This window comes from Streptomyces sp. NPDC086077 (genome assembly GCF_040686175.1).
GTDB lineage: Bacteria > Actinomycetota > Actinomycetes > Streptomycetales > Streptomycetaceae > Streptomyces.
In genome coordinates, this window is record NZ_JBFBJT010000084.1 from 25,093 (window position 1) to 32,553 (window position 7,461).

Genomic DNA, 7,461 nt, shown 5'->3' on the forward strand with positions numbered 1-7,461 from the left:
TGAGCCGCGCGCGCGGCGCGGCTCATGAGCTCTGCACAAGGGAAGACAGAACGCCGACCGTGTTTGTGACACGCCGGCCGAACCGGTCGGCTACTCCACGAGCTTGCCGTCGGTCGAGACTTCGTGCATCAGAGCGGAGATCTCCTCCGGAACGGCGGGAATGGCTTCGCGGGTGACCCCCGTGCTCGGCGACCACACGAGGTTGACCCGCAGCTCGGGATCCATGTCCGGGTAGTCGCTGCGGTTGTGGCAGCCGCGCGTCTCACGGCGTTCGAGCGCCGCTTCGAGCGTGGCCCGCGCGGCCAGGGCCGCGGCCTTGAGGTCGAAGGCGTGCGCGAGGTCCTGGAAGCCGGCGATGTCGGGATGGACGCCGATGTCGTCCATGCGCTCCTCGATCGCGCTCAGCTCCGCCAGCCCGGTGCGCAGCCCCTGCTCGTCGCGTACGACGCCGGCGTGTTCGGTCATGGTGTTGCGCAACGCGCGCTGCAGGGCGCGGACGTTCTCGTGCCCGTCCGCCGCGAGCAGGCCGTCGACCTCCGCACGGGCCTCGGCCACCGCGGATGCCGACCGAGGCTGCGCCTTCAGCGACTCCGAGTAGGCGGCAGCCGCCTGGCCCGTGATGCGGCCGAAGACCAGCAGTTCGATGAGGCTGTTGCCGCCGAGGCGGTTGGCGCCGTGCAGTCCGCTCGACGCCTCGCCGATGGCGTACAGGCCACGGACGTCGGTGCTGTGGTCCTCGGGCCGGACCCAGACACCGCCCATCGAGTAGTGCGCCGTGGGCGCGACCTCGATCGGATCGCGGGTGATGTCCAGCATCTGCAGGTCGAGGAGCGTCTGGTAGACCCGGGGGAGCCGGTTCATGATCGTCTGCCGGGGGAGGTGGGAGACGTCGAGCCACACTCCGCCGTTGGGCGTGCCACGGCCTTCCTTGATCTCCGTGTAGGACGCGAGGGCCACGCGGTCGCGGGTGGAGAGCTCCATGCGCTCGGGGTCGTAGCGGTCCATGTAGCGCTCGCCGAGCGCGTTGCGCAGGATGCCGCCCTCCCCGCGCGCCGCCTCGCTGACCAGGGTGCCGGCCGCGTTCTCCGGCTCGATGATCCCGGAGGGGTGGAACTGCACCAGCTCCGGGTCGCGCAGCCGGGCCCCGGCCTCGACCGCGAGCCGGAACGAGTCACCGGTGTTCTCGTCGCGTCGCGAGGAGGTGCGGCGCCAGATACGGGTGTGGCCGCCGGCCGCGAGGATCACCGCGTCGGCGTGGATCAGGTAGCGCTTCCCGTTCGTCAGGTCGAAGCCGTAGGCCCCGAAGACGGCCCCGTCGTGGACCAGGAGCCGGGTGATGTACACGCTGTCGAGCATGGGCACCTTGAGCTGAGCGGCCCGCGCGACGAGGGTGCGCTGGATCTCCAGGCCGGTGTAGTCGCCGGCGAAGGCGGTGCGGCGGAACTTGTGCGCGCCGAAGAAGCGCTGCGAGATACGGCCGTCCTCCTCCCTGGCGAAGGCCATGCCGTAGCGCTCCAGGTCGTCGATGCCGCGGGCGGCACCCTGGGTCACCATCTCGACGGTGCGGGGATCGGCGAGGAGGTAGCTCTCCTTGAGGGTGTCGGCGGCGTGCTGCTGCCACGTGTCCCCGGGGTCCATGGTGGCCAGGGCCGCGTTGATGCCTCCCGCGGCGAGGGCCGTGTGCGCGTCCTCCTTGGCGCGCTTGCCGACGGCGAGGACGTCGATTCCGGCCTCGGCCAGCTCGATCGCCGCCCGCAGGCCGGCTCCACCGGTGCCGATCACCAGCACCATGGTGGAGAGACGTTGTTCAGTGAGAGACACGATTGCTCCGATCGGCTTGTTGGTCACTCAGTACGACCGGACGATCGAGGTATGTGTGACAGACGGGCCGACTTCCGGCGGATGGGCCGGAGGGCGGAGCGCTGTCAGGTGACGAGGGCGTCCAGCGGGACGCCGGGGTCGCGGAGGCGGGCGTCGTCGATGTCGGCCCTGGACAGGACCAGGTCGCGGATGGGGTCGATGACGTCCCACACGTTGACATTCATACCCGCCAGGACCCGGTTCCCCGACATCCAGAAGGCGATGAATTCCCGTGCCGCCGTGTCACCCCGGAAGACGACGCGGTCGTAGCCGCCGGGCTCGACGTAGCCCGTGTACTCCATGCCGAGGTCGTACTGATCCGTGTAGAAGTACGGCAGCCTGTCGTAGACGGCCTCCTTGCCCAGCATGCTCAGCGCGGCCGTCCCCGGCTGGTTCAGGGCGTTGGCCCAGTGCTCGACGCGCAGGTGGCGGTCCAGCACCGGATGGTAGGCGTTGGCGACGTCACCGGCCGCGAAGATGTCGGCCGCCGAGGTCCGCAGATGCGCGTCGGTGACGATGCCGTCGCGTACCTCAAGGCCCGCTTCCTGGGCGAGGCGGACATTGGGGGTGATGCCGATGCCCACGACCACCGCGTCGGCGCCGAGGTGGGTGCCGTCGGTGAGCTGGACCCCGTCCACACGGCCGGCGGACCCGGTGAGGCGCTCGACCTCCGCGTGCGGGCGCAGTTCCACGCCGTGCTCCCGGTGCAGCGCGGCGAACACCTCGGCGGCCTCACGACCCAGCACCTTCAGCAGCGGCAGCTCCGAGCGTTCGAGCACGGTCACCTCCGCCCCGGCCGTCCGGGCGGCCGCGGCGGTCTCGAGCCCGATCCATCCGCCGCCGACCACGACGATCCTCGCCCCCTCGGAGAAGGCGGCCTTGAGGCGCTCGCTCTCTCCGACGCGCCGCAGGTACAGGACGTTGTCGAGATCCGCACCCGGGACGGACAGACGACGCGGGGAAGAGCCGGTCGCCAGGAGCAGCCTGTCGTACCCCACCCGGCGCCCGCCGTCCAGCTCCACCTCCCTGGCGCCCGGATCCACCGCTCGCGCGCTCGTGCCCAGCAGCAGCTCGACCTCGTGCTCCGTGTACCAGTCCTCGGAGTGCACGAAGATCGAGTCCCGCTCCTCCTTGCCCAGCAGATAGCCCTTGGACAGCGGCGGCCGGATGTACGGCCGCTCCTGCTCGTCGCCGATGACGAGGAGCGGGCCGCTGTGGCCCTCTTTCCGCAGCGCCTCCGCCGCCTTGGCCGCGGCCAGACCACCGCCGACGATCACGAAGGTGTTCGAAGGGGACATGATGCTCCTCGTCTCAGATCCGCAGCGCCGCTGTGCGCTGCTGCGGGCCGTAGCTGTGAAAATCATCCTTGAGACCGCCCGAGCGCGCCCCCTGTGGCCGGTCGCCCGCTACGGCGTCCGGGCCTGGGAGCCGCCGGGGGTGCCACGACCGTCGGCACGGTGACCACGGAGACGTCCCCCGTCAGCAGCCGATGCACAGGGCAACGGCCGGCCACCGCCAGCAGCCGCTCCGTCTGCCGGGGGTCCAGGTCGCCCGTCAGCCTGATGCCCTTGACGATCTGCCCACGTGAGTCGAACCGCACGTCGACATCGACCCGGTCGAGAGGCCACCCCTGCCGGTCCGCATAGGCGCGGACCGCCATGGAGGTGCACGACCCGAGGGCGGCCAGCAGGACTTCCACCGGCGTGGGCCCCGTGTCCGCGCTGAGCGGCTCGGGCTCGTCGGCTGTCAGGGTGTGCGGCCCGACCGTGATGGAACGGGCGAGACGCCGGCCTTCACGGACCGAAACGGGGCGTCCGGACATCAGTGTCCGCCTCTCCGGGGGTGGGGGTGCACCGCTCAGGTCGGTGGTCACCGGATGAAGGGGCGAGTCCGCGGGAAGGCGGCTCGCTCGGTACCAGTAGGACAGCGCGGGCACCGCCCGTGTGACAGCGTCCGCTTCGCAGGTCCCCGGTCGTCCGGCCGGGGACGGAGCGAGTGGCCGTCGAAGGGCAGGGCCGGGTCAGCCCTGCCAGTGGTAGCGGTCGCGGGCCTTCGTGACCGTCTCCTGGTCGACAGCTCCCGTCCGGGCCAGCCGGTCCAGGGCCGCCACCACGATCGATTCGGGGTCCACGTGGAAGTAGCGGCGCACCGCCTCCCTGGTGTCGGAGAGCCCGAAGCCGTCCGTCCCCAGGGACGAGTAGTCCTGCTGCACCCACTGACTGATCTGGTCCGGCACCTGCCGCATCCAGTCGCTGACGGCCAGGACCGGACCTTGCGCCCCCGCGAGCGCACGGGTCACGTACGGCTCGCGCTGCTCACCGCGCAGTCGTGCCCGGTCGGCGCTCAACGCGTCGCGGCGCAGCTCCGTCCAGGAGGTCACCGACCAGACGTCCGCGTGAACGCCCCAGTGGGACGCCAGGAGGTCCTGGGCCTCCAGCGCCCAGTGGATCGCCGTTCCGGAGGCCAGCAGCTGGATCCGCGGCCCGGAACCGAGGACGTCGGCCTCCCGGTAGCGGTAGATGCCGCGCAGGATCGCCTCCTCGATCGACGGTTCGGCAGGCATGGGGGGCTGCGGCTTCGCCTCGTTGTATACCGTCAGGTAGTAGAAGACGTCCTCGGGCCGCTCGCCGTACATCCGCCGCAGCCCCTCCCTGACGATCACCGCGATCTCGTAGGCGAAGGCCGGGTCGTAGCTCACCGCCGCCGGATTGGTGGACGACAGCAGGTGGGAGTGCCCGTCGGCGTGCTGCAGGCCCTCCCCGGTCATCGTCGTACGGCCGGCTGTCGCGCCGATGACGAAACCGCGACCCAACTGGTCGGCCAGCGCCCAGAACTGGTCACCGGTGCGCTGGAACCCGAACATCGCGTAGAAGATGTAGAACGGGATCATCGGTTCGCCGTGGGTGGCGTACGAGGTCGCCGCAGCGGTGAACTCGGCCATCGAGCCGGCCTCGGTGATGCCCTCGTCGATGAGCTGGCCGTTCTTGGCCTCCCGGTAGTGGAGGAGCTGGTCGGCGTCGACCGGGTCGTAGGTCTGGCCGTCCGGTGAGTAGATCCCGGCCGTGGGGAACAGCGACTCCATGCCGAAGGTACGGGCCTCGTCGGGGATGATCGGCACCCAGCGTCGCCCTGTCCCCGGGTCGCGCATCAGGTCCTTGACGAGGCGGACGAGCGCCATCGTCGTGGCCACCTCCTGCCTGCCGAAACCCTTGCGGAGCGCCTCGAAGGGCCGGGACGGCGGCTGTGGCAGCGGCTTGGCGAGGACCCTGCGCACCGGGGCGGGGCCTCCCAGGGCGGCGCGGCGCTCCCGCAGATACCGCGCTTCCGGAGACTGTGCCCCGGGGTGTCGGAACGGCACCACGTCCCCGCTCAGCGCGCTGTCGGGTATGGGAAGCTCCAGCGCGTCGCGCAGATCCCGGAACTGGCTCGTCGTGAGCTTCTTCATCTGATGGTTGGCGTTGCGCGACTCGAAGTCAGGCCCGAGCATATGGCCCTTCACCGTCTGTACGAGGACGACGGTCGGCGCCCCCCGGTGCTCGACCGCGGCCCGGTAGGCGGCATACACCTTGAGCGGCTCGTGGCCGCCGCGCGAGTGCCTGAACATCTCGGTGAGCCGGGCGTCGCTCAGCCCCGCGGCGACACCGGCGAGCGCGTCGCCGGTGAAGAAGTGCTCGCGCAGGTAGGCGGCGTCCCGCGCGGCGTACGTCTGCATCTGGGCGTCGGGCACCGCGGCGAGGCGGCGTACGAGCGCGCCGTCGGTGTCCTGGTGCAGCACGGTGTCCCAGGCCTCGCCCCACAGGGACTTGACCACGTTCCAGCCGGCTCCGCGAAAGCGCGCCTCAAGCTCCTGAACGATCTTGGAATTGGACCGTACCGGACCGTCGAGGCGCTGCAGGTTGCAGTTCACGACGAAGGTGAGGTTGTCGAGGCCCTCGCGGGCGGCGAGCGTCAGCGCGGCCGTCGCCTCGGGTTCGTCCGTCTCTCCGTCGCCGAGGAAGGCCCAGACCCGCGAACGCGAGGTGTCCTTGATTCCCCGGTCGTGCAGATAGCGGTTGAACCGGGCCTGGTAGATGGCCGCCAGGGGGCCGAGACCCATCGAGACCGTCGGGAACTCCCACAGCCACGGCAGGCGCCGGGGATGCGGGTAGGAGGGCAGGCCGTTGCCGCCGGTCTCGCGCCGGAAACCGTCCAGCTGGTCCTCGCGCAGCCGCCCTTCCAGGAACACGCGGGCGTAGATGCCCGGCGACGCGTGCCCCTGCACGTACAGCTGATCGCCGGAACCGTCCTCGTCCTTGCCCCGGAAGAAGTGGTTGAACCCGATCTCGTAGAGCCACGCCGCCGAGGCGTAGGTGGCGATGTGGCCGCCGAGACCCAGGTGTGAGCCACGGGACACCATCGCTGCCGCGTTCCATCTGTTCCACGCCGTGATCCGGGATTCCATGGCGAGGTCTCCGGGAAACGGCGGCTGCGCCGAGGCCGGGATCGTGTTGACGTAGTCCGAGGAGAGGAGCCCGGGCAGCGCCACGCCGGATCGAGCCGCGTGTTCATGGACGCGTCGCAGCAGGTAGGCGGCCCGTTCCGGTCCCGCGTTCCTCATCACCGCGTCCAGCGAGGCCTGCCATTCCGCAGTCTCCTCGGCGTCACGGTCGGGTAGCTGGTCGAGCTCGCTCGTCGCAGCGGCCTCTACGGGGCGAACCGGGTCACTCATGGCAGCCTTCCTGTCACGGCGTGGGGGAGGGGGAACGGCGGTGACGGACCCGGACGTGCCGGGTGCCGGTCGCTCGTCGCCCGACAACAGCGGCGCTGCCAGTGTTGTGACACCGTTGTACGCGACTGGGTCACCGACGAGTGCCGTCGTACTACTGACCGGGCCACTGGCCGGAATGTGACACGGCCGGCGGGGCGGCGGAGTGGTCACGGTGAGCGGCAGGCTCCGGCTGCTCACGCGATAGTGGAAGGGGGCCCGGAACCTTCGCCGTGAGCCGTTGCTCGAAGGGAGCCCGTCATGTCGTTTCCCGAGTATCCGAAGCCGCGCTATCTCGGCGACGGGGGTGAGATCAACGCGGTCCTCAGGGAGGCCGACACGCCGGCCGACCTGACCGCCGGATCGGGCAACCGGACCAGTTATGTGGCGACGCATGCCACGACGGGCGGCGAGTTCGGCCTCTACCGGGTCGAACTGGTCGCGCATTCGCCCGGACCGAGCACGCACTTCCACCGGTCGATCTCGGAGTCGTTCTTCGTACTGGACGGGCAGCTGAGCCTGTTCAACGGCGAGCGGTGGGTCACCGGGCGCGCCGGGGACTTCCTGTACGTACCGGTCGGCGGGCTGCACGCGTTCCGGAACGACTCGGACGCGAGCGTGACCATGCTGCTGCTCTTCGTGCCCGGCGCGCCCCGCGAGGAGTACTTCGAGCGGGTCGGGGAGATGGCCGCCAAGGGCGGCGAGGAGTTCCAGAAGTTCCTCGCCCGGCACGACTCGTTCTTCGTCGAGACCGAGGGAGGGCCGGGCAAGGCCTGAGCCCGCCCGGCGACGAGACGTGGGGCCCGCCCCCACCCGGGGGGCGGGCCCCCCCCCCCCGAACACGGAGGGGGTGTATT

5 protein-coding genes are annotated in these 7,461 nt (G+C 70.6%); 1 reads left to right on the forward strand and 4 read right to left on the reverse strand.

All coding sequences use genetic code 11. The features are described 5' to 3' along the window. Positions 1–90 precede the first annotated feature (90 nt). The 4 genes from AB0O67_RS23345 to aceE form a co-directional block, all read right to left on the reverse strand. A complete protein-coding gene (locus AB0O67_RS23345; protein WP_365453129.1) occupies positions 91–1,791 on the reverse strand; it encodes an FAD-binding protein in 1,701 nt (566 codons plus the stop codon). 134 nt (positions 1,792–1,925) lie between these two features. Next, a complete protein-coding gene (locus AB0O67_RS23350; RefSeq protein WP_365453105.1) occupies positions 1,926–3,158 on the reverse strand; it encodes an FAD-dependent oxidoreductase in 1,233 nt (410 codons plus the stop codon). Positions 3,159–3,220: 62 nt separating this feature from the next. Then, positions 3,221–3,682, reverse strand: coding sequence for an OsmC family protein (locus AB0O67_RS23355; RefSeq protein ID WP_365453108.1), 462 nt, complete (start codon positions 3,680–3,682; stop codon positions 3,221–3,223). A 198-nt stretch (positions 3,683–3,880) separates the two neighbouring features. After that, on the reverse strand, positions 3,881–6,568 hold the full coding sequence (gene aceE / locus AB0O67_RS23360; protein WP_365453111.1) for a pyruvate dehydrogenase (acetyl-transferring), homodimeric type: 2,688 nt from the start codon (positions 6,566–6,568) through the stop codon (positions 3,881–3,883). A gap of 297 nt (positions 6,569–6,865) precedes the next feature. Here aceE and AB0O67_RS23365 point away from each other — a divergent pair, with 297 nt between their 5' ends. Further along, complete coding sequence (locus AB0O67_RS23365) at positions 6,866–7,381, forward strand: cupin domain-containing protein (RefSeq protein ID WP_365453114.1); 516 nt, start codon at positions 6,866–6,868, stop codon at positions 7,379–7,381. Positions 7,382–7,461 lie beyond the last annotated feature (80 nt).